Source organism: Taibaiella sp. KBW10 (assembly GCF_003852495.1).
In the GTDB taxonomy this organism is placed as follows: Bacteria; Bacteroidota; Bacteroidia; order Chitinophagales; family Chitinophagaceae; genus Edaphocola.
The window spans coordinates 201,344-224,938 of record NZ_QAJI01000001.1 but is presented as its reverse complement, the minus strand read 5'-3'; the positions used below and the strand labels follow the sequence as shown (position 1 = coordinate 224,938).

The following is a 23,595-nucleotide window of genomic DNA, read 5'->3' as shown; positions in this document are numbered from 1 at the left end:
GTACCTTTGCACCCAAAATTAACATATCATAATTTTATAATAAATATATGTCAGGGCAACTTAAAGAAGTAAGATTACGGATACAATCAGTTACCTCAACGCAACAGATTACCAAAGCCATGAAAATGGTGAGTGCGGCAAAACTACGTCGTGCACAGGATGCAATATTACAAATGCGTCCTTACACGCAAAAGATGCAGGAAATGTTGAGCAACATTGTAAGCAGCCTTAACGATAATATGGTACTGGAGCTGGCAGAAGAGCGTGCGGTTGAACGCGTGTTGATCATCCCGATTACTTCTGATAGAGGAACTTGTGGTGCTTATAACACGAATGTAATCAAAGCTGCGAAGCAATTGATCGCGGATAAATATGCGAAACAAGATGTAACGATGTTGCCAATCGGTAAAAAAGGATATGAATATTTCCTGAAACACGGGTATAAATTAAATGCAGATTATTGGGCAACCTTCTCTGATTTAAGCTTTGAAAATGTGAAAAAAGCAGCCGTTTATGCGCAGGAAGCATTTTTGAACAAAACATATGATAAAGTAGAACTGGTTTACAGCCAGTTTAAAAACGCAGCGACTCAGGCTTTTGTAACAGAAGAATATTTACCGATTCCAAAAGTAGAAAAAGCGGAGAATCAAAAAGAAACGGACTTTATTTTTGAACCTTCTAAGGATATCCTGATCGCGGAATTAATGCCGAGAATCCTGAACACGCAAGTGTATAAAGCGGTATTGGATGCAAATGCTTCTGAGCATGGTGCCCGTATGACCGCAATGGATAAAGCAACAGAAAATGCGAATGAGATTTTGAAAAACCTGAAAGTGTCCTACAACAGAGCCCGTCAGGCAGCGATTACCACCGAGCTTACGGAGATCGTAAGTGGTGCCGCGGCTTTGCAAGGATAAGGTCTAAAACGAATTATAATAAAGAGAGCGCCCAAATTGTTGGCGCTCTTTTTATTGCACTTGATGGCCGGAATCTTTTAGAAATATGGGCTAATCCCTTTTTCGAATGTATATTTTGATATAAATTGCAAACTATGTCCAAAATTTTGAGTCTTGTTCCTTATAAATTCCTGCCGCCCACCTCGGGAGGGCATTGGGGTATTTTGTTTGTGGAAAAACTACTCAGCACCTATAATAAAGTGACCACCGTTACGGTAGCGGCCAATGAAGTAAAGCCGGGACAATGGCCCTTTACCCTGAAAAATGTCTTGACCAATAGCCGTAGCCGATATATCCCTTATTGGCTTACGCGACAATTACGGCAGCTTAGCCAATCAGAACGGCCCGATTATTTGTTTTGTCATCATCATTACCTTTTCCCTGCAGTGCATTATGTGGCCCGTAAGCAAAAGGTACCCTTATACATCCGTTCTCATAATATAGAATCCGAACGTTTTCGTACCGTAGGTAAATGGTGGTGGAAACTCATGTGGCATTTTGAAAAAAGAGCTTACCGGCATGCCGATCAGGTGTTTTTTGTGACCGAAGATGATGCAGCCTGGGCAGTGGCTCATTACGGGCTGCCCAAAGATAAAGCAGTGGTCATGCCTTTCCTATGCGACTTTGATCAGGTGCAAACAACAGATAAGGATAAACTTGCGGTTGCCCGGGAACATGGACTAAACCCGGATGTTCCCTGGTTTTTATTTATGGGAGTGCTTAATTATTATCCTAATGAAGCGGCCGTTAAGGTAATTGTCGAGGCGCTTTATCCTCTATTCAAAGCCCAATTGCCCGACTTTGAAATCATCATTTGTGGAAAACATTTAAACGAAACATTACAAGAACAAATTGCCGCCATACCACAGATTAAATACCTGGGTTTTGTACCCGATCTTAACCCGATTTTACAACATTCCAGCGTCATGATCAATCCTGTTACTGCAGGGGGTGGTGTTAAAACGAAGGTGATTGAAAGTTTGTCCTGGGACCTGACAGTGGTGTCTGCAGCCACCGGTGCAGTCGGGATTGAAAAGCAATATTGCGGGCAGAAATTAAAAATTGTCCCCGATACCGATTGGGAGGGCTTTGCGCGCGCAGCCATTCATGCAGCAAGTGTGGAGGCTCATATCCCGGATGCTTTTTTTGAATACTATTATTTGAAAAACGTGGCTAATCGTTTACAAAAATATTTTGTTTAATATGACGATGAACGCAGTAGTAAACCGCGCTATAGAAGTCTTATCAGCCGGAGGGCTTATCTTATATCCCACCGATACGGTTTGGGGTATTGGTTGTGATGCGACAAATGAAGCGGCCGTTCAGAAAATATTTGCACTCAAGCAGCGGGCCGATAGCAAAAGCCTGATCATATTACTTCCCGATGTGAAATCGGTATTTAATTATGTGGCGAATCCTTTGCCGGACCTGGTAGGCTTGCTCAATACTTTTGACCGCCCCACAACCGTTATTTACCCACAGGCTGTAGGTTTGGCCGGTAATGCCATACATAGCGACGGTACGGTGGCCATACGGGTGACGGCTGATGCTTTTTGTAAGACCTTGCTGAAGCGCTATAAGAAACCAATCGTCTCCACCTCTGCTAATGTGAGTGGAAAGCCTACGCCACAAGTATTTACCGATATTGAGGAGCATATAAAAAAAGGAGTGGATTATATTGCCGAGTATCGCCAGGAGGAGACTACGATACATGCCCCTTCCAGAATCATTAGATGGCTTGAAGATGGCAGCATTGTGGTGATTCGCCCCTAAATCCTTTCACCATACGGCTTCCGTATACTTTAACAGATCAACAAGATGAAAAAATGTACGCTTATCCTTATCGCCTTATTGCTGTTGTTGGGTAGCTGTGCCCCTTTTGGTAAAAAAGGGCAGGGCCATCAGGCCATCACGGCCAATAAAGTACATTTGCTAAATGGTAGCTATGCCATTAAGGGGCTGAAAAGTGAAGGTGTTCCCCTCAATAGTTATTATGCTAATGAACATTTTTACCGAAATTTTAAAAGAGATGCCTCGATGATGGATACCCTTAAATGGGATAGTGTAGGCCTCGCTTATTTTACCCTCAATATTATAGATCAGCAGACTTTATCCGTTTCTTTTTATAAAGGCAGGGAGGAAATACGGACGCAAACATTGCGATACAAGCTTAAAGACGGTGATGGTTTTATCTACCTGAAGCATAAGAATGTCCACATCAAAGGGCTGCCGCATATAGCGGGTAGTATAGACATTAAGAAAGTGCGGATTGGACTGAATGCCGATAACAACCTTATGATTAATGATACCTATTATCGCACCTGGGTATTTATGGTTTTATTTGGGGCTTCTTCCAGGGGAGCGTTTCTGTTGGAATATCCAAGAATATCCCAACAATAAGTCCCTGACAGTGTTGTTATGCATTTGCTTCTACACGCTTCGTTCCTCTGTATAATTCAAATTCAAACAAGCGGCATTCAATCTTACTATTGTAAAACGGAATCCTGCGTTGCGCTTTCAAACCGATCTTACGCGCAAGATCCATATTGCCGGTAAAAATATAACCAGTATATCCCGAACATTTTTTCTTGAAGAAATCACCAATACGGGCATAGGTGTGTTCCAGCTCTTCCAGTTCGCCCAGGCGATCTCCGTATTCCGGGTTCATAAACACAATACCGGCTTCATCTTTAGGCACCGTAGTTGTTTCAAAATCGCCCACTTCGAAGGTGATCAGGTCTTTTACGCCTGCAGCAATCGCATTCTTTTGGGCATTAATGATGGCATCATGGCTGATGTCCGAGGCAATGATTTTTAATTCCGGTTTATCAATGATCTGCGCTTCCAGTAAATTGTCTTCTTCATGATACACTTGTTCATCATAACCCTTTACATGCATAAAAGCATAGTTTGTACGGAACAATCCGGGCTTACGATTAGTAGCAATCAGTACGGCTTCAATCGCTAAAGTACCGGAGCCACACATTGGGTTGAGGAAAGGCGTATTTTTATTCCAGTTGGTCGACAGTACGGTTGCTGCAGCCAGTGCTTCCAGCATAGGGGCTCTGCCCGGGATTTTCCGGTATCCGTGTCGTCCTATAGAATTACCGGTGGTATCTAAAAATAATTCGGCATCTTCATTCTTCCAGAAAAGGTGAATCACAATCCCGCTCAGCTCTGCGCCGGTATTAGGTCGTTTGCCGCTCCTTTGCCTGATCTGATCTACAATCGCATCCTTTACCCGGAGATTGGCAAACATATTGTTATTGATTGTGGGATGCAATACATTGCTGGTAATGGAAAAATAATCCTCGTCTTCCATAATTCCGCTCCAGTCTATAGAGGCAGTATGTTCATATACATCATCCGCATTGTTGGCGGTAAATTTTTTGAGACTATATAATACCTGGCTGGCACAATGCAGGTTCATGTTTAACTTAATGCAGTCATTTAAACTCCCTTCCAGCGTAACGCCGGTAGGGAAAGTATGGCCCACTTCAAAGCCCAAAGCTTTTACTTCTTTAGTTAAGGCTTCCGATAAAAATTTATGGCAGGTAATGGTAATCGTACTTTTGTCCTGAAATGATAGCATAAGAATAGCGTTTCTTTATGAAAAGAAAATTGAGATTGCAAAATTTGTGAAAAATATCCGGTATTACAAATGCTATTTTGCGGAGGAGTGATATTCTTTTAATCCGTCGATAGGACTTTTCATCACAGAACCCACTTCCAGCCCGTATTGCTCCGTAACAGTATACAATACATCTTTGAAGGTATAGGCTACCGAACCGATAAAGTGAATAGGATATTTCCAGCTTTCACGGTATTTAAGCAGGTTTTTGGTAAAGAATTCCAATAAGGTATCTTCAATAATGTTTTCGATCATATAATGACCACGGTGGTCGTTCAGAAATTCGGTAAAGCCAGCCAGATAACGATTGGCCAGAGGTTCTTTATATACCTTTTCCAAAACGCCGGGTAAGTCATTGCCATATTTATTGATAAAGGCCTCATGGAGGTCTCCGTCAAATGTTTTGTAGAAGAAATACTGAAGTACCTTCCGGCCCATATGAGTGCCACTCCCTTCATCGCCTAATATATAGCCTAAGGAAGGGTGTTGCTTGCTGATCTTGCTGCCGTCATAATAACAGGAATTGCTACCCGTACCCAGGATTGCAGTAACGCCTTTTTCGCTGCCACAAGTGGCCCGTGCTGCGCCCAGCATATCGGTATGCACATTGATGTTTTTAATATCAAAATGCGTTTTTAAAATCTTGGAGACTGCTTTTTGATTTTGCGGTGCTTTGACCCCCGCACTGTAAAAGTGGATGTCTGCAATGTCGTCTTTAGCCTTGCCCAGTTTTAGCTCTTTTTTTAACATAGAGAGACATTCTTCTTCCGAAATAAAATAGGGATTGATACCTCCGGTAGTGATTTTTTTTGCTTTTTTTCCATCAAGCAAACACCATTCTGTTTTGGTAGAGCCACTATCGGCAATCAAGATATGAGACATAACAGCAGATTTGAAAATGAGTACAAATGCACCCTTATTTAGGTGCTAGCGTATCAGTGCCTAAAGATAGCTAAGAAATCATTCCTACCAAATTAAATATGCCATTTACCAAAGGCTTTTAGTAAATTTTAAAATTTGCCCAATCTAAAACCCCAAGTAGGATAAAATTGTATATTTGTGCACCATTAAATCGAATAATAATTTTTTATGTCTAATACAGCGAAAAGAGTAATAAAATCACCTACCGGAAACACCTTGCATTGTAAAAACTGGGTAACAGAAGCGGCTTACAGAATGTTGCAAAACAACCTTGACCCTGAAGTGGCAGAACGTCCGGAAGACCTGGTTGTTTATGGTGGTATCGGTAAAGCAGCCCGTAACTGGGAGAGTTTTGATAAGATCTTGGAATGTCTGGAAAACCTGGAAGAAGACCAGACCCTGATGGTGCAAAGTGGTAAACCCGTAGGCGTTTTACGCTCGCATAAAGATGCGCCCCGTGTCTTGATCGCCAATTCCAACCTGGTGGGTAAATGGGCTACCTGGGAGCATTTCCGGGAGCTGGAAGCTAAAGGACTGATGATGTACGGGCAAATGACCGCAGGGAGCTGGATTTATATCGGTTCGCAAGGTATCGTACAAGGGACTTATGAAACATATTTGTCTTTGGCGAACAAGCATTATAATGGTACTTTAAAAGGAACCTTGAATGTGACCGCAGGTTTAGGCGGTATGGGCGGCGCTCAGCCGCTGGCCATCATTATGAATGAAGGCGTGTGCTTGGCTGCAGAGATAGAGCAATGGCGGATGGATAAACGTATTGAAACACGTTACCTGGACGAAAGTTATACTGATATCGACGAGGCCATTGACAGAGCGATTCAGGCTAAAGAAAATAAAGAAGCAGTTTCCATCGGCGTATGCTGTAATGTGGTGGACCTGTTGCAGCGTTTGCTGGATAGAAATATCACACCGGATACCTTAACGGATCAGACTTCTGCACATGATGAACTGATTGGTTATTTCCCGGAAAATATGAGTGTGGCAGAAGCCAATGCTTTAAGAGAAAGCGATCCTGAGGAATACCAAAAATTATCCTTAGATACGATGGCGCATCATGTGCGCCTGATGTTGGAATTACAGAAACGCGGTGCCATTACCTTTGATTACGGTAATAATCTACGGGGTCAGGCCAAAGACAAGCGCGGGGTAGAAAATGCATTTGACTTCCCCGGATTTGTACCAGCCTATATCCGTCCCTTATTCTGTGAAGGAAAAGGGCCGTTCCGTTGGGTAGCTTTAAGCGGTGATCCGGAAGATATTTATACTACAGATAAGGCCTTGGCGGAATTGTTCCCGGAGAATGCCGGTTTACAACGCTGGCTGACGATGGCAAGAGAAAAAATTGCATTTCAGGGTTTACCGTCCCGCATTTGCTGGTTAGGTATGGGTGAGCGTGAAAAAGCCGGTTTATTATTCAATAAATTGGTGAGAGAAGGTAAAGTAAAAGCACCAATAGTGATCGGAAGAGATCACCTGGATTGTGGTTCGGTAGCCTCTCCTAACAGAGAAACGGAAGCCATGAAAGATGGTTCTGATGCGGTTGCGGATTGGGCGATCTTAAATGCCCTGATCAATACCGCCGGTGGCGCCAGTTGGGTAAGCTTTCACCATGGTGGTGGCGTCGGTATGGGCTATTCTTTACACGCCGGTATGGTGATTGTTGCAGATGGCACGCAGGATGCAGAAGAGCGCCTGAAAAGAGTATTACATAATGATCCGGCTATGGGTGTTTTGCGTCATCATGATGCAGGATATGAAACGGCTACAGAGAATGCGGATGCTTTTGGATTGAATATCTGGTAATCCGTTATTCTTTCTAATCCTGATACAAAAAAATCCCCCGTGTATGTACACGGGGGATTTTTTTGTGTCTAATGTTGTATATTTAATTGGTCAAAAATAACACCCACGATCACATGGATAAGTATACCGAAACTTTTGAAACCTGGAACCGTAATGCCGGTTTGTATGCCGATAAGTTTATGGAGCTGCATTTATATGATGATACCTACGATGCTTTTATGGCCAGCCTCCCAATAAAAGATGCCCGTATTCTGGAACTGGGTTGTGGCCCGGGCAATATTACGCGGTATTTGTGCGCTCAGAACCCCGAACTGAAGATTGAGGCTATAGACATTGCCGCTAATATGATTGCCCTGGCGCAAACATTCAATCAGGCCGCGCATTTTCAGGTGATGGATGTACGGGATATTCGCCGGCACTGGTCCAAAAGTACTTTTAACGGAATTGTCATGGGTTTTTGTTTGCCTTATCTTGATGAACCCGATATGCTGCAATTACTCAGGGATGCTTATGATTTATTAACTCCCGAAGGGGTTTTGTATTTTAGTTTTGTACCGGGAGACTATGACGATTCGGGATTGTTAACCGGAAGTAGTGGTGATCGGGTGCATTTTTATTATTATCAGACGGCTGATTTGGTTACCGTCTTAAAGCAACTGTCCTTTGAACTTATAAACATGGGCAGTAAGGCCTATATAAATAATGACGAAAGTATTGCAACCCATACGATCATCATTGCCCGGAAAGCGTAAATACAATAGCATGTATTGATTGTGATTGGAAGGGGATAGGGTATAATGCCAATGATGACTCCCACAGGAATAAGTAAAAATTATACATTATTAGTAAAATAAAGATATCATGAAGGTATTCGAAAATGTAGATGCTTATATTGAATCATTTCCGGTAACAGTGCAACGTAAATTGCAGGAGATTCGGAAAATCATTAAAACGGCTGCGCCCGAAGCGCTGGAAAGCATTAGTTATGGCATGCCGGCCTATAAGCTGAGCGGTAAACCATTGGTGTACTTTGCAGGCTATAAACAGCATATTGGTTTTTATGCGACGCCTACGGGTCATACCGCTTTTGCCAAAGAATTATCAAAGTACAAACAGGGTAAGGGTTCTGTGCAATTCCCGCTGACCGAACCGATACCTTTAACCTTAATCGCGAAGATTGTACAGTTTAGAGTACAGGAGCAACTTAATAATAAATAACGATGAGGTGTCGCATGTTTAAAATATGCTTGTGTTTTAGTTTGTTTTCTTTTTCCTTGAAAGGACAAGGAAATGAGGCTTCAAAATACCAATTTTCCCGTGATGAATTTAAGCGGCATTATAAAAGAACAGAATATCCGAGATTTACAGGACTTATTCAGGAGGTAGATGCTACAACGATAAGATTTGATGATAAAGTGCTCACGATTCGTATAGACGATATAAATAAGCAGATTTTTCTAAAGGGAATCTTTTATCCTAACGTTTTTAAAGGAGAAGAAACTATTGTAGCCAAAACCGACAAAGAATTGGCAACCATGTCTGAAAATGAACAAATATTTCATAATGGCTTGCGTAACGATAGCCTGACTATTGGTGCATTTGATGCTTTAGAAGACCTTAATCCAGATTATAAAACTAAACGATACAGATTTTGGCTGTTTGGCAAGGGTATAATGAATCCTACCGAATGCTATTTTGAATTGTATAATAAAGATGCTACTCCTGAGTATGAAGATAAAGAGTTTATCAATGGTGCTGTATTAACCTTTTTTCGTAGAGGGACACTCATAATTTAATTGCGTTTTCATACGGAGACAAGGTGTATCAATGAGTATATTACGCAATAAAAAAGGTTGCTTTTAGCAACCTCCTTCGTCCATATAAACACTTATTTCTACGACTACATTATTCACCAGTTTGAAGGATAATGCTGTACTCGCATCCAAATCTTTTAATACAAAATAGCTGATTGTTTTAGAGCGACCTTCTCCATTTTCCTCCCAGGCGGCAAATACTTCAAAATTGCTGAAATCTTTATAGGTATTGAGCAATTCGCTACGGGTACTGCCAATGCCCATACCACTTTTGGTTCTGAATTTATTACTGGTGGTCGATAAATTGGTGACAGTTTCTTTTTCCGGTTTATTCTCCCCGTTATATTGTAAGTTGATGGTCACTTTCAATAATTCATTATTATACTTAACGACCGTTTCGCCATTGTATTGATTACTTTCTTTAGCTGTCAGTAGCGGTTTATGGGCATTGCTTTCGGCCTCCGCTTTATCCATATTTATTTTAAAAGGTCCGATGCGCAGGGTGCTGACTTCCATATTGGCTTGTTGCGCAAAAGTGTTTACCGTAAAGAAGAGGCATACTAAGGAAAATATATACTTCATGATCTGTTTTTTTTGCAGCAAAAATAATTGAAAAAATTAGAATGGCCGCACACTACCAACCACTTACAATAAGTTTTTTCGCAGCGGGCAGGCTGCATTTCTGATATTTACTATAGGCCGCTGCTGCTTTATGGTTGATTTGTTCGTGGGTAGCTCCCTGAATAAATCCGGTTAGGGCATCATGCAAGGTATAGGCTTCGGGGCTCATCAGGTGGGTCGACCATAAAAGAGGATCTATATTCGCCTCTTTCAGTAGCGCACTAAAGTATTTTTTACTAAAACAGGCAAGAATAATGGTCCTTCTTTTTTGGCCATCTTCGTTTTGATATACCGGATCCAAAGCGAAATCCATTAATCCATCATGGCCGATATAAGCAGTCAGTACCGCATTGCCGGCAATGCCTATAGTTTTGTCATTAAGGCGCAGGGTATCTTTATATTGGCCCGAACTGCTTCTTAAGAAATCTATGGTGCAGGGTTTGATATGCCGGCCGTTATAGGCATCTGCCACAAGATAATAGGGCTTGGTTTTATATTTGAATACGAGCCGCTCCAAAAGGGTATCGTTATCTGCAGTCGTCTGTATCAAAGTCCATTCTGCACTGTTTTTGAAGAATGTTTTTATACCAAAGGCACAGCCCCAGTACAAATTGTTTTTAGGATCTTGTCCGTTACCGATCTTATCCGGTACCGGTACAATACCCTGATAAGTATTGTCACAAAGGGCTACAAAAACATGAATGACTTTGCATGTGGTGTCAAAGGGGCGTATGGTTTCCGCTTTTTCTTTATGAATGTCTGTTTGCAGTGCCGTTTGTGCCGTACAGGCATTAAGCCAAAGGCATACTATTGAAGTATATAGAAGGAAAAGGACTGGCTTCATATTAAAGAACAAGGCTGTTTATCCCTACTAGACAAAAAAAGAACCGCATTCCATAAAATAACATAAATCTTTAGGCAATAATGACTGATATTTGAACGGTATTTTTGAAAACATATAATTGTTATGAAGAAATTTTTGCTCCCTGTTTTTCTATTGACCGGTACTGTATCTTTTGCGCAAAAGAAAGAAGTACTCCTTAAGCAAATAAAGGAAAACATTACACAGATAGACCAACTGATGAAACTTTCCAATACAAGAATCTCTTTTGCGACACCCGATACCAAGTTTAATCCTTCAGATCAAAGTCATTTTGAACATTATGATACCTATTCGGAAGAAAAAGTCGGGCGTTTTTTTGACTCTTTAAGCTTTGGCGTAAAACTAGTGCATCCCTACAGTTTTATGAGTATTGACAATGATCATTTTGATTTGCTTAAACTCATGGGGAAAAGCAGTTCTTATCATATGGATCATCCGGAGGAGAAACCCCGGTATACTCCCAAACAGATTACCTTCCTCGACGGGACAGTGGTGAATGCAGCGGGTTTGTATTGTAGTCCTTACACGATCAGGCAACAGGCTATCGCAAAAAATCCGAACCTGGAGGAGGAGCCGGACGTAGATACGGAGAAACTATCTGAGCTTGAAAAAGCGGTCTGGGAAGCAAAGAGCAGTTTTTCGGAAACCTTTGCGGTATATAGTCCCAAGCCGATTAAAAAGGTTGTCTTTACTGTTGCACTGCCTTTAAGAAAGAGTTCGGCAGATACCCTGGATAACCTGCATCGAAAAGCAGGAACAGCCTGGGGAGATATTACCCTTGATACCATTAAGGGCAATCAGGTATCTTGTACCATACCGGATGACATGAGTGAGCGGCTGCAGATACTAGCCTTGTATAAAGATGGCAGAGTATTGTCTCAGAAGAGTTATAGCGGTTATACTGCTTTCAGTGAAAAAAAGAAGGAATCGCTTGGGCAGATCCGCACTGCACTGGAGGAAGCTAAAAAGAAGGTAAATAATAATGAAATAACGGATCAAAAGGCGCTTGAAGCATTTGTGCAGGCACATGTACCTGCCGAAGAAACGGATGCTGCACTACAGTATAAATCCTGCTTATATACCTTTGCCGGTCCGGTGAGCCGTGTGGTGTTTGTGCTAAGCGATACCGTGTTGCAGACCCGAACCCAAGAAGTTGTGTATACGGTTAATTATGATAAAGATGAAGAACAGTATCAGGCGGCGGCTGATTTTAAAACGGGTAAAACAGGGATTGTCAATGTCAAAGGAAATTGGGTCGTCCAACCGGAGTTCGGTCCCTACTTCAGAAGGCAGAACGCCTATTTTTACTGGGATCAGATAAATGATTATGAAGCGACCTATTGGTTAGATCAAAAAACGGAAACGCTGCATAAAGTACCCTATAGGGTAGATGATCAGGAAGTGTATGCCGGTAAATATGTAAAGATAGAACCAGAGATTAATGGTAAAATAGGGTTGATCGATGGCCGTACCGGTAAGCAGGTATTGCCCATGCAGCATGATTATCTGCGTCTGGTAGAAAATAAGTATTGGCATGCCCGCACCGGCAGTGGGGAAGGGGTGTATGATGCTAATATGAATACCCTGATCCCATTTGAATTTAGTGATGTCACTATTCATAATGGGTTTTTCTATACCCGTACTGAAAATGATATAGAAGATGTGTACAACAGCAAAGGAGAAAACCTGACCCAAGGTAAATATAAAGAAATTGACGGTTATTTTAACAGCGGGTTACTGTTGGTGGAAAGGTATACGATTGGGGCAGACCGGGTGGCACGCGATAGCAAAAAGTTTTTTATTGATACGACCGGTAAGGTGAAAATTGCCCTGGAGGGTATCGGGTTTAAGGATGCGGAACCTTTTCGTAGTGGGCTCTCCATGGTCCGGCATGCAGGCACAGATAAATATGGTTATATTGATAATGCCGGAAAACTGCTCCTGCCTTGTATCTATAACAGTGGGCATGATTTTTTTGAACATTCTGAATATGCATTAGTCGAACAGCCGGGTGGCGTGCAAATGCTGATCGACAAAAAAGGGCGCACCATTAAAAAGTTTGAAGAACATTACCAGTTTATATCCCGCGACAAAGAGAGTGGTTTATTTCACATCGGGTTATTTAACGGAAAAGTCTATGATGAATATGGCAAGCTTGTAGAGAAGCAATAAGGAAACGCATCTTTTATCTATGACATAAAAAAGAGTGTGGCGCNNGCGCCACACTCTTTTTTATGTCTTTTGGTTATCCTTAAGAAGCCAATACTTTCTCGATCGCAGTATCGTATGCCTCTTTCCAAGAAGCTACGGTACCCCAGTCTTCTGTACCCACTTTAAGGGTACCGGCAGTTACGGTACCCAGTTTTTCAACCGGATGGCCACCTAACAAGGCTTCAAAAGCTGCTGCTTTGTCGGATGCTACACTCACTACTACGCGGCTTTGTGCTTCTCCAAACAGATAAGCATCTTTTCTGATCCCTTCTTTATATACCAGTTCAAAACCAAGATCTTTAGGCATAGCACTTTCCAACAGACAAGTGAATAAACCACCTTCTGTAATATCGTGTGCCGAAAGAATGGCTTTCGCTTGGATCAACTCTGCTATTTTATTTTGCAATACCGTTTCTTCCTGAAGGTCGAAATGAGGCGCGGGGCTATGCGTTACATTATTTAATTTGAATAAATACTCAGAACCATTTAAGTCGTTGCGGCTTTCTCCCAAAAGATAAATCACATCTCCTTCATTCTTGAAGTTTAAGGTCATGGCATGATCCATGTGCTCCAATAAACCCACCATTCCGATCGTTGGCGTAGGGTATACCGGGCCATCTTCACTTTGGTTGTAGAAACTTACGTTACCACCAGTTACCGGCGTGTCAAACTGAATACAGGCATCACTCATACCTTTTAAGGCATGTACAAACTGATAGTATACTTCCGGATTGTAGGGATTACCAAAGTTTAAACAGTTCGTGATCGCCAAAGGCTGGCCACCACTACAAACGATATTTCTTGCCGCTTCGCTCACCGCGATCATACCGCCTACATAAGGATTTAAGAATACATAACGGCTGTTACAGTCTACCGTTACGGCCAGCGCCTTATCGGTACCGTGCAAGCGTACTAAACCTGCATCAGATGGATTGTTTGTGCTGGCATTAGCCGTACCCACCATGCTGTCATATTGCTCATACACCCAACGCTTAGACGCGATATTCGGTTGTGTCACGATTTGTTGTGCTACCGATTTTAAATCAGTCGGTTCGGCGATACTGTTCTGATCAAATGCATTTACCTGCTCAAAATATTTAGGTTCGGTAAATTCACGGTCATACTGAGGGGCTCCGCCGCCTAATACCAGGCTTTCACCCGGCAAGTCTGCTACAAGTTCCCCATCAATATAATATTTCAAATTAGGTCCTTCTGTAACCTGACCAATCAGCTCACAGTGGATATCCCATTTGTCAAATATTTCTTTCATTTCTTCTTCACGACCCTTATTCACTACGATCAGCATACGTTCCTGGCTTTCGCTCAACAACATTTCCCATGCTTTCATATTGGCCTGGCGGGTTGGTACTTTGCTTAAATCGATGTCCATACCAAAACCTTCTTTGGCACTCATTTCTGAGGTAGAACAACTAATTCCGGCAGCACCCATATCCTGCATACCGACTACAATACCGGTACCCACTAATTCCATACAGGCTTCTAATAATTTCTTTTCTTCAAACGGATCACCTACCTGAACCGCAGGTAACTGTTCTGCACTATCTTCTGTAATATCGGCCGAAGCAAAACTCGCACCACCAATACCGTCTTTACCGGTAGCAGCGCCCACGATAAATACCGGGTTGCCGATACCATATGACGTAGCAGAGAAGGTTTGACCTACATTCACAATGCCTACACTCATGGCATTCACCAAAGGATTGGTTTGATAACAATCTTCAAAATATACTTCACCGGCTACTGTTGGTACCCCAAAACAGTTACCATAGTGGCCGATACCTTTTACCACGCCTTTTAATAAATGTTGGGTTTTCTTATTGTTCAGGTTTCCGAAACGCAAAGAGTTTAAGGCTGCAATAGGTCTTGCACCCATCGTGAAAATATCTCTGTGAATACCACCGACACCTGTAGCCGCTCCCTGGAAAGGTTCGATTGCAGAAGGGTGGTTGTGGCTTTCAATTTTAAATACTACTGCTAAACCATCTCCAATATCAATCAAACCGGCATTTTCTTCTCCAGCAGCTACCATTACGCGTTTACCTTCTTTAGGTAATTTTTTCAAGTATTTGATAGAGTTTTTATAACTACAGTGCTCACTCCACATAACAGAGTACATTGCTGTTTCGTTGAAATTTGGGGTGCGGCCCAATACCTGTTTAATGGCTTCAAATTCTTGTTCTTGAAGACCCAATTGCTTGGCTTGTTCTAAAGTAGCTTCCATATTGATATTTGACAAAGCAGTGTTGTATTACCGCTTAAAACGATTAGAAAGAGCAAAGATAATTCAGTTTTTGCTGAAAAAGAAGCAGGATTTTGGCAAAAGCGACTGTTTTTGCCGGGTTTTTAAGGTATCTTTATTTGTGTTATTTGATTTACCCTTTTTGAGCAGTAAAAACGCTGTTTCGCCTGATGCATTTATAAGATTACAGGGCATCTTTAATCATATTACCCAGTTTTTTTAACTGGAAATCCAGGTGATTATTCCATTTCATCCCGAAACTGATGCGCATACAATTATGAAACTGATCGTGCAGGGTAAACATCCTGCCGGGTACAAAACTCACCCCTTGCTTGATCGCAAGATCAAAAAGATGAGCGGTATCTATTCTTTTATCCAGTTCCAACCACAATACAAATCCCCCGTTGGGTTGTGTGACCTTGGTACATTCGGGGAAATAAGCCGTGATGGCTCTTTGGAAAAGTAAGCTGTTAGAATGCAGGGCATACCGCAGCGTACGCATATGATGATCATAGCGGCCATGCTCCATAAAATCGGCAACTACTTCCTGGTATAAAGGAGGCATGGCCAGGGTATGTAATAATTTCTGGCGAATGATCTTTTCTTTGAACTTGCCGGGAGCCACCCAGCCCACACGATAGCCCGGTGCTAATGTTTTAGAAACGGAACCACACCAAAGCACCATACCGGCCTCATCATAAGCCTTACAAGGTACCGGGCGTTGCTCCCCAAAAAAAATATCGCCATACAAGTCATCTTCTATAAGCGGTATATTATGGGCGGTCAGCATCCTGACCACTTCTTTTTTGTGCTCATCGGGCATACAGCTGCCCAAAGGATTATTAAAATTGCTGATCAGAAAGCAGGCCTTTATTTTAGGCAGTACTTTTTTGAGGGCATCTATTTCGATACCGGTTTGAGGATGGGTGGGTAGTTCGATTACATTTAGCCCTAATGACTTGGCTACCTGTAAAACGCCAAAATATAAAGGACTTTCCACTGCGATGCTGTCTCCGGGCTGGGTTACCGCCATCATACAATGAAAGATCGCATTCGTAGCCCCTGAAGTCGTTACAATATCCTCTTCCTGCAATTGTCCACCCCAGACAAAAGACCATTTAGACACATTACGGCGTAGATTCAGGCTTCCCTGAGCCGGCTCGTATCCGGTACCGCTATCGGGTAGGGTGCTCAAAGCTTTAATGATTCCCTTATTCAGTTTGGCTATCGGCAACAGCTCCTGGTCGGGTAAACCCAGTGAAAATTGTGCGATAGAGCGATCGTTCAGTATATTGAATAATTTGCCAACCAAATCTTCTGAGGGGCGTTCGTTTTGAGCCGCTTTGGGCATACTCACGGAAGGAATCGCCAAATGACGTTTAAACGATTTGGCTACATAGTATCCCGATTTTGGCCGCGAGCAAATCAGCGATTTTTTTTCCAATTCCAGAAAAGCCTGTTTTACGGTATTCAGGCTCACCTGATAGATCTGTTGCACCGTACGGATAGACGGTAATTTGTCGCCTACCTGCAAGGTTTCTGTAGCAATCTGCTGCTCTATGATCCGGGCGATTTTCTGATAGATGACTTCTCTGGGCATGGGAAACGAATTATGATAAGCGCATTAAAAATAAGGAATATAAACGCATCTCTTAATTAAAGGAGACATTGTTGAGCCATTGGCAGAGTTGCCGAACAGCTCTTTGGAAATGTGGTATATCCGCAAAACCATATGCTGCACAAATGAGTGTACTGTTTTCCTGCGGCGTCATCATATTTTGGCTATTGAGCGAATCTTTTACCTGATCAAAAAGCATTTGTTGCAGGATCTTATCCAGACCCTTGTCTTTTGCCGCTGCAGTAGTGCAAACATAAGTTTGCATCTGGTCCGGTGCAGCGGCACTCAGCTTAAGCGCGGCATAGCCTACCAGTATATTATCTGCCAGCGCCACAAATACCGGTAATCCGAAATCGCTATCCAGGAGTTGGGCATGGCCTGCTTCTTGTTTGTAAAGCTGTAGTATTGATTTAAGATCGGAGGTGTATACGCCCCGAAACTGAAAGGTTTCCTTATGATCTATCAGGGTATGCGCACTGTGTTTTTGCGTAGTCATAATACTTGATTTTGTAAGGTTGGCTAATCGCTCCCTCTAGAAGCATTTACTACACAAAATTATGCTCCAATAAAAAATGAATACAGATACAAAAATAGATATTTTAATGGATACAGATTGTTTTAACAAAGCATTGTACCCTTGTCGATCTTGTGCTGCTGGCGGAATAAAAAAAGGCTGCTCCCCTCGGAGCAACCTTTTTAGCGTTATTTGTTTACTATACTTATTTATTTAACCTCGACCCTGATGCCTTCGCTATGGCTACTGAATTCCGGTGCGTACATGCACTGTGCAGTCGTAATGCCATTTGAGAAATTACCTTTTTGGTTTACCATAACCGGGTATTCAAATACGTAAGTACCTTTTGGTAAATGGTCAAAGAAGAAATGGGTGGCCACGTCTTTTGTTGCCTCGTAATAACCCAAACCACCTTGATAGCGATAACCACTCAGTACATTTACGGGTTCAAAACCTGCTGCACGCATGTCTTTCATATGTACATAGTCCATCGTTCTATCTACTTTCAGGATGATTCTTACCTTAACTTTATCGCCAATTTTTAAGCTATTACCTTCTTTTATCGCGGTCAGGCTAGGCCCATTATCTGTATTTCGTTCAATAAACAATTGCTTTTCGATATGTAAAGGCACATCATTTTGAGCACCGGAGATTTTATCCAGGTCTTCAAAATATTGCCAATATGCGGCCCCCCAGCTGGTCCCTGTATTTTGCCCTGTTTTGTTATCGACAGTTACTGAGATATTACCCATGTTCGGTTTTACTTCCTCACCGGCAATGTATTGTTTGAAGTATCCGGTACCAGCCTGTGTTTTTACCTGATCCGAAACAATGGTTTTATCCCCCAGTTGGATGGTCACACTTGGCGTGTATTGCAACCAGTCTGTGCCACTTTCCAGTAAAGCATAACAGGCATCTGCAGTAGCCGTAGTGGTTGTCCAGTGTTGGGTTTGTTTTTGTTTTAATAACCAAATCTTCATTTCATCTACCGATTTCGTATCGTTTAAGATCTCTTTGTACACACCGATCAGTAAAGACTGGGTTTCTACCGGTGCTTCGTACCACCAGTAGCCCGGTGTGTTTTTCCAGTACATACCCATTTCTTTGTTTTGGATGGCGCGTTCCGATAATGATGCGGTGATGGTTTTGGCAGCAGATACTTCTTTTATTCTGAATAAAGAAAGTGCGATCATACCTTGCATATAATTATTATGCTTTGCCCAAAACTGCTTACTTTGATTGATGTAATAATCAAAAGCGGTTCTGCTGTCAGGTGCTACCGCAATTTGAGGATTCAGGAAGCTGCGCAAGTACAAGTACTGGATTTGCAATTGACCCAGATTGTGCTCTTTTAGTTGTGTTGTGTTGATCGCCTTATAGTCTTTTTGGATTTCCTTATCCAGATAAACCAATCCTTTTTTGATCATATTGTCCACAGTACTATTCGTGGCCGCTGCTACATTCAGGTGTTTGAGCTTGGCTAATCCTGTCAGTACATATTGGGTAATATATCGGTTATCATACATACCTTCAAACCAGGGAAAAGCACCATTGTCCTTTTGCATCTTCTCCAGTTTTTGCAGCGATTGTTTTAAAGATTTAACCATTTGATGGGTTTCAAACAGACGGGCGATGTTTTTCTTTTGGGTTTGCTCGTCTTTTGCTTCCAGTACCCATGGCGTTTCTTCCAGCAAGGCTGTTTTTAATTCCTGGTTTTTCTCCAGGTTAGATAATAAGGCAGCGGAGTCTTCATTCTTCCAGGAATTGAAGATAGCAGCTACTTTAGGTGATTGGGCTACGATATGTGCAGCCAATGCATTGGCATAAAAACGATTAAATGTTTGTTCGGCACATTCATAAGGATAATCCATCAGGTAAGGTAATGCCTGTACTGCATACCATGCCGGATTGCCAGTGTATTCTACAGTTAATCCTTTATTCAGTAAACTTTTGCTTTGACCCGATTGTAATAATTTGTCAAAGGTAAAGGTTGCTGTTTGGTTACCTTTTACCGGTAAAGGCAAGGTTTCCGTTACGAGCGTGCGATTGGTGATCACTGGAATGGTATGTTCCTCTCCATCACTAAAATTACCGGCACTGGCTACGATACGCACGATGACCGGTTCGTAAATCGCTTGCGGTACTTTAATGCTGAAATTCGTATTTGTGCTTTGGTTCGGGGCAACGCTGAATTTTTGCTCATTGGTGCGGAAACCGAAAGGCAGGTTGAGCGGCTGCAGCGTTTGTGCATTTAAAATCTCTATAGAAGCCGTACCGTTAAGGGCCTTGCTACTAAGGTTACTGATTTTTGCAGCAATCGTCATATCATCTCCCTGTCTGAAAAAACGGGGCATATTAGGCGTGACCATCAGTTCCTTTTGGGTCTTGATTGATCCGCTGAGGTACCCTGTTTTCCAGTCTTGCGTATGGGCAAAGGCCATTAATTTCCATTCTGTCAGTGCCTCAGGCATAGTGAACTTTAAGACCACATTTCCTTTATCATCTGTCCGTACTTGCGGGATGAAGAAGGCGGTTTCTTTCAGGTTCGTACGGGGGCTTACAGAAGGTGTTTTTGGTTCTTTGGTGCTACTTTCCTCTTGTTGTGCTACAGATTTGTTTTTAGGACTGCGTGCTTCGCTGGATGCAGCTACTCCTGGTGCCGCTTGTACATCTGCTGATCTTTCTATGGATGCGAGACTGCCCGTATACGTTCTTTTGTCAATTTTTGTGGTGTAGAAGTTCTTAGGCCCGGAACCTCTACGCGGCATTTCATTTGTAAGGAGATCATAATATTCACCATCGGGGTCTATGCCTAAAGTGGAAAAATTAGGGTAAACCTTTTCATAGTTGATCCAAGGTTTATCTTTGCCCTGTTCTTGCCCGCTGCTAGTATTAAACGTAAAACCCTGCCAGTTATAATACTCATTCCGGTTGCGATACAGGCTTTCCCAATTCCAGTTATGCGGTTGCAGTGCATCTAATGAGGCATCATACAGGCCGGCAACTAATTCGGCTGCTACTTTCTCTTTTTTATCTCCGGCAATGGTAATGGTCCACTCTTCTTTGGCATTGGGTTCCAGTTTGTCTCTGTGGGTTGCCCAGGTTAGGTTCAGGTCTTTATTACTCCATGGGATCATTACCTGGTTGGTCGTTTGGTATATCCTGTTATTATAGACATACATCCAGTTTAACGTAGCACCTCCTCTGTCTGCTTCTGTAATTGCCTGTTTTACCAGGTTGTTTTGCTGCCAGTCGTAGGTTTTCTGCCAGGTGTTTTTCTGAAATAAGTTTGCTTTATGATAAGCAGGGCTTACCCACAATTCCATGGTTTCATTAGGCTGATAGCTCGTAGCTTTTTGGGCTGTGAATAAGGCAATGTCATATTGAACCGGAGCGGCAGGTACCAATACAAATACATATTTTTTCTCCTGTACCGGTTTGCCGTTTTTGTCTTTCCCGGAAATTTCTATTTCATAATAACCCGTTTTAGACCATATCTTTTCATCCAGCGTTAAGGCATCATCCTCTTTAGTTGTATAGGATTGTTCCCAAACCGTGGCCAGTGCTTTCCTGTTTTCCGGTTTCCATTCTTCTTTGTATTCATCATTCGGGAATGCTTGTTTAAAGGCCTCTTCCGATAAGACAAAGTCTGAAGGGACTTCCCATAGGCGGTTACGGTACAAACGGTCTGCAGCTTGTAATTGTTTGATTTTTACAGCAACCGTTGTAGGGGTAAAAATGCCATTCAGGTTTTCGGTACGGATATTTAATTTTTTGAAGCTTGTCGCAATAGCCTGTTCCGGGGTAATGGCGCTAATAACCAGGCTGCTGTAGCCTACAGACAAATTGGTATTATTACTTCTGGTTTCTCCGTTAATATCCGTAATGTCTGTTGTGATTTCATATTGAAATACCGGTAAGGCTTCCGGATTAATGGTTTCGTCCGGCAGGGCCTTAAAGGATACGCTAAAGTTGCCGTTCGCATCTGTTTCCGTCGTCCCATTGGCCATTTCCTGCTCATTGGTATTCATCGGGATACCCCAGCGGTAAGAAAGCCACCAGTAAGGAAATCTTGTATTGCGTACTACGCGATATTTAACCTGTGCTGCGCCAATGGTATTGCCGGCATAAGCCTTAGCCGTTCCTTTGATCGTGATCTGATCGTTAAGCGCATAATTATTTTTCAGCGTATCATATGAGACAAAGAATTTTGGTCTTTTGTATTCCTCTACACTGATCCAGGCGCCGCCATAAGGTGTCGTCAGCTGCATTTGGCCGGTCAGCCCGCTTTCGGGTGCTGTAAAGCTTCCGGTAAAAGAACCAAAGTCATTGGTGGTGAAGCTTACCTCTTTTATGGTTTGTGCATTTACATCTTTAAAGGTAATGCTTACCTTTTCATTTTTAACGACATTGTTTTGGGTTTGCTCTTTATTGGTTCTAATGACAATACCCTTGAAGTAAATAGTTTGTCCGGGACGATAGATACTTCTGTCGGTAAATACAAAAGCATGCGTTTGTTCCATGCTTTTGTAATTAGTATTGCTTTCATAATCGATAAAGCCATAGTTTTCTGCATAGCGCATCAATAAACTGTCTTTGCCTTTATGCAGCAGGAGCATTGTATTGTAGTCGATTTGGTTCCTTCCTATGTTTGCATTAATGACGCCATCTTTATCGCCACTGCCTAAGGCGGTCCATTTATTGCCTTTGATGTCCTCTTTTTTATAGGCCAGGCTGGTACCCGGAATCATGAACCCTGTCTTTCTATTAATAATATAAGCGCCTTTTGTACGCTCGCTATTCGCTCCGTAATGCTGGTATTTTACAGCACTTAGTTCGCTTACCTGGAAATATTGGTATAATGGCGATACGATATTGTCCTTATCTTTTATCACAAGGGCATATTGTCCTGCGGCTACAGCATCGATTTTGATTTCGGTGCTATGATCATTTAAATCTTCACTATTGATAAGGTTTTGTTGCCATACGCGTACTGGTTGGCTAAGTTGGGTTTCCTTATTGATGAAGGCGGTGGTGCTGATTTTGAAAAGGGAAAGCTCAATGCCTTTTACGTTTTTATAAGAAATTAAGGCACGAATGTTTTCATTAGGAATATTTACGGCTTCAATATCAATCTTTATGGTTCGTTGACCCAGCGTATTTAAAAGATTCTGCGCATTGATGCCTCCTTCCGTATTGGGATATTGTTTGGCAATTCCTTCCAATGTGGTTTGTAAGGCCCTAAGGTCTGTTTTCTTTGTTGGTTGTACCGCGCCTCTTTTACCGCGGCCCATATTTGTACTTTGATTGTTACTATAGCTGCTTTGTGCCAACAGGTATTTTATTTGTGCTACTGAAGGGCTATTGGGGTACTGTTGTTTTAATTGTTCCATTGCGGCAGTATACAGTTGCTCTTTGTTTTTAAGCGTGCTGTTCTCTTTTGCAAAGCTTAATCGCAGCAGATCAGCATCGATCAATGCTTCGGTATTTTTATCATTAAGGTGTACGGCGATAAGTTCCTGATACAATTTTAAAGCTTGTATGTGTAGCGCATTGCTGTCTTTGCTGTTTATCTTAAGGTGTACAAATACTGCGGCAGGAGCAAAATATTGTTCCTCATCTATCTTAAATGCATAGGCCGGTTGTGTAATGTAGCGGTCATTTTCAGAAAAGTAAGCGATCGCATCGAAGACCAAGACATCATAAAGGCTAGGGCGCAGCTTTGCAGTATTTTTACCTTTATTGATGATTGCACTATAGTCGCTGGTTGGTATCTGTAATAAGGCATTCCTGTTCAGGATAGAAGCCTGATACAGCTGACCGATCTTTTGATGGAACGCATTAATGTCCCAGGTGCTGATATCATCACTTGTTGTTTCAGCCAGTTGCGTACGGCTGTATAATTGATAGCGGTTATTGTCCAGATAGCTTTGGTATTGTTTTGCGGTAAGGTTATACCAAATCGCTTTTTCTGTATTGTTTTTAGCTTTGGCGATCTCGCTTTCAATAGCTTTGATTGTATTTAGCTCGGCATTTTCCTGGTATTTATTTAAGGCCAGGAGCCAGGTTTTTGCCTTGATGATTTGTGGTTCATCATTGAGCCCGGTAGCCTTTTTAAGGATTTCGGCGACTTCTTTTTTGGCAGACTCCGGTTTGAGTTTTTCATTTAAAGAGTCTACCTTTTTCCAGGCGGTTTCAAAATCATACATTCTTATGGGGCTTTGTTTTTGAGCAAAGGCATGGCTGCTGAGTAGGAGCAGACAGGCCAAAAGGACGCGAATATTCTTATGCATAATTGTGTTTTATTATCAAAAAAGCGATTTTTACAAAAGTAGGATGTTT

General features: G+C 42.2%; 17 protein-coding genes. 9 read left to right on the top strand and 8 right to left on the bottom strand.

Annotation, left to right across the window (positions count from 1 at the left end; translation table 11 throughout):
* Nucleotides 1–47 precede the first annotated feature (47 nt).
* The 4 genes from atpG (at nt 48) to DBR32_RS00945 (ending at nt 3,356) form a co-directional block, all read left to right on the top strand.
* Nucleotides 48–917, top strand: coding sequence for an ATP synthase F1 subunit gamma (gene atpG, locus DBR32_RS00960; RefSeq protein WP_124634417.1), 870 nt, complete (start codon nt 48–50; stop codon nt 915–917).
* A 134-nt stretch (nt 918–1,051) separates the two neighbouring features.
* The gene (locus DBR32_RS00955; protein WP_124634416.1) at nt 1,052–2,158 is read left to right on the top strand and encodes a glycosyltransferase family 4 protein; all 1,107 of its coding nucleotides are present in this window, start codon (nt 1,052–1,054) and stop codon (nt 2,156–2,158) included.
* Nucleotides 2,159–2,165: 7 nt separating this feature from the next.
* Nucleotides 2,166–2,729, top strand: coding sequence for an L-threonylcarbamoyladenylate synthase (locus DBR32_RS00950; RefSeq protein WP_124634415.1), 564 nt, complete (start codon nt 2,166–2,168; stop codon nt 2,727–2,729).
* Between the two features lie 45 nt (nt 2,730–2,774).
* The gene (locus DBR32_RS00945; protein ID WP_124634414.1) at nt 2,775–3,356 is read left to right on the top strand and encodes a hypothetical protein; all 582 of its coding nucleotides are present in this window, start codon (nt 2,775–2,777) and stop codon (nt 3,354–3,356) included.
* Between the two features lie 16 nt (nt 3,357–3,372).
* Here DBR32_RS00945 and DBR32_RS00940 read toward each other — a convergent pair whose 3' ends face one another.
* A complete protein-coding gene (locus DBR32_RS00940; RefSeq protein WP_124634413.1) occupies nt 3,373–4,548 on the bottom strand; it encodes a class I SAM-dependent RNA methyltransferase in 1,176 nt (391 codons plus the stop codon).
* Nucleotides 4,549–4,620: 72 nt separating this feature from the next.
* Nucleotides 4,621–5,469 (bottom strand): BadF/BadG/BcrA/BcrD ATPase family protein, encoded by an 849-nt coding sequence (locus DBR32_RS00935; protein WP_124634412.1) that lies wholly within the window; start codon nt 5,467–5,469, stop codon nt 4,621–4,623.
* A 207-nt stretch (nt 5,470–5,676) separates the two neighbouring features.
* Between DBR32_RS00935 and hutU the strand changes: the two genes are divergently transcribed.
* From hutU to DBR32_RS00915, 4 genes are all read left to right on the top strand, one after another.
* Nucleotides 5,677–7,332, top strand: a complete 1,656-nt coding sequence (gene hutU, locus DBR32_RS00930) for a urocanate hydratase (RefSeq protein ID WP_124634411.1) — start codon at nt 5,677–5,679, stop codon at nt 7,330–7,332.
* 113 nt (nt 7,333–7,445) lie between these two features.
* A complete protein-coding gene (locus tag DBR32_RS00925) occupies nt 7,446–8,084 on the top strand; it encodes a trans-aconitate 2-methyltransferase (protein ID WP_124634410.1) in 639 nt (212 codons plus the stop codon).
* Between the two features lie 109 nt (nt 8,085–8,193).
* The gene (locus DBR32_RS00920; protein WP_124634409.1) at nt 8,194–8,550 is read left to right on the top strand and encodes an iron chaperone; all 357 of its coding nucleotides are present in this window, start codon (nt 8,194–8,196) and stop codon (nt 8,548–8,550) included.
* A gap of 14 nt (nt 8,551–8,564) precedes the next feature.
* Nucleotides 8,565–9,128: a hypothetical protein gene (locus DBR32_RS00915; protein WP_124634408.1), complete on the top strand. Its 564-nt coding sequence runs from the start codon at nt 8,565–8,567 to the stop codon at nt 9,126–9,128.
* Between the two features lie 63 nt (nt 9,129–9,191).
* Here the strand turns inward: DBR32_RS00915 and DBR32_RS00910 are convergent, their stop codons facing one another.
* Nucleotides 9,192–9,728: a hypothetical protein gene (locus DBR32_RS00910; protein WP_124634407.1), complete on the bottom strand. Its 537-nt coding sequence runs from the start codon at nt 9,726–9,728 to the stop codon at nt 9,192–9,194.
* 52 nt (nt 9,729–9,780) lie between these two features.
* Nucleotides 9,781–10,611 carry a hypothetical protein gene (locus DBR32_RS00905; protein ID WP_199724272.1) on the bottom strand — a complete coding sequence of 277 codons (831 nt, stop codon included), beginning with the start codon at nt 10,609–10,611 and terminating at the stop codon, nt 9,781–9,783.
* A gap of 123 nt (nt 10,612–10,734) precedes the next feature.
* Between DBR32_RS00905 and DBR32_RS00900 the strand changes: the two genes are divergently transcribed.
* The gene (locus DBR32_RS00900; protein WP_124634406.1) at nt 10,735–12,822 is read left to right on the top strand and encodes a WG repeat-containing protein; all 2,088 of its coding nucleotides are present in this window, start codon (nt 10,735–10,737) and stop codon (nt 12,820–12,822) included.
* Nucleotides 12,823–12,901: 79 nt separating this feature from the next.
* On the opposite strand, the gene purL is transcribed toward DBR32_RS00900, so the two are convergent.
* The 4 genes from purL to DBR32_RS00880 all read right to left on the bottom strand — a co-directional run bounded on the left by purL (nt 12,902) and on the right by DBR32_RS00880 (nt 23,546).
* On the bottom strand, nt 12,902–15,103 hold the full coding sequence (purL, locus tag DBR32_RS00895; RefSeq protein WP_124634405.1) for a phosphoribosylformylglycinamidine synthase subunit PurL: 2,202 nt from the start codon (nt 15,101–15,103) through the stop codon (nt 12,902–12,904).
* A 202-nt stretch (nt 15,104–15,305) separates the two neighbouring features.
* Nucleotides 15,306–16,721, bottom strand: a complete 1,416-nt coding sequence (locus DBR32_RS00890; RefSeq protein WP_124634404.1) for a PLP-dependent aminotransferase family protein — start codon at nt 16,719–16,721, stop codon at nt 15,306–15,308.
* A gap of 52 nt (nt 16,722–16,773) precedes the next feature.
* Complete coding sequence (locus DBR32_RS00885; RefSeq protein WP_124634403.1) at nt 16,774–17,235, bottom strand: hypothetical protein; 462 nt, start codon at nt 17,233–17,235, stop codon at nt 16,774–16,776.
* 227 nt (nt 17,236–17,462) lie between these two features.
* The gene (locus DBR32_RS00880) at nt 17,463–23,546 is read right to left on the bottom strand and encodes an alpha-2-macroglobulin (RefSeq protein WP_124634402.1); all 6,084 of its coding nucleotides are present in this window, start codon (nt 23,544–23,546) and stop codon (nt 17,463–17,465) included.
* Between the last annotated feature and the right edge of the window lie 49 nt (nt 23,547–23,595).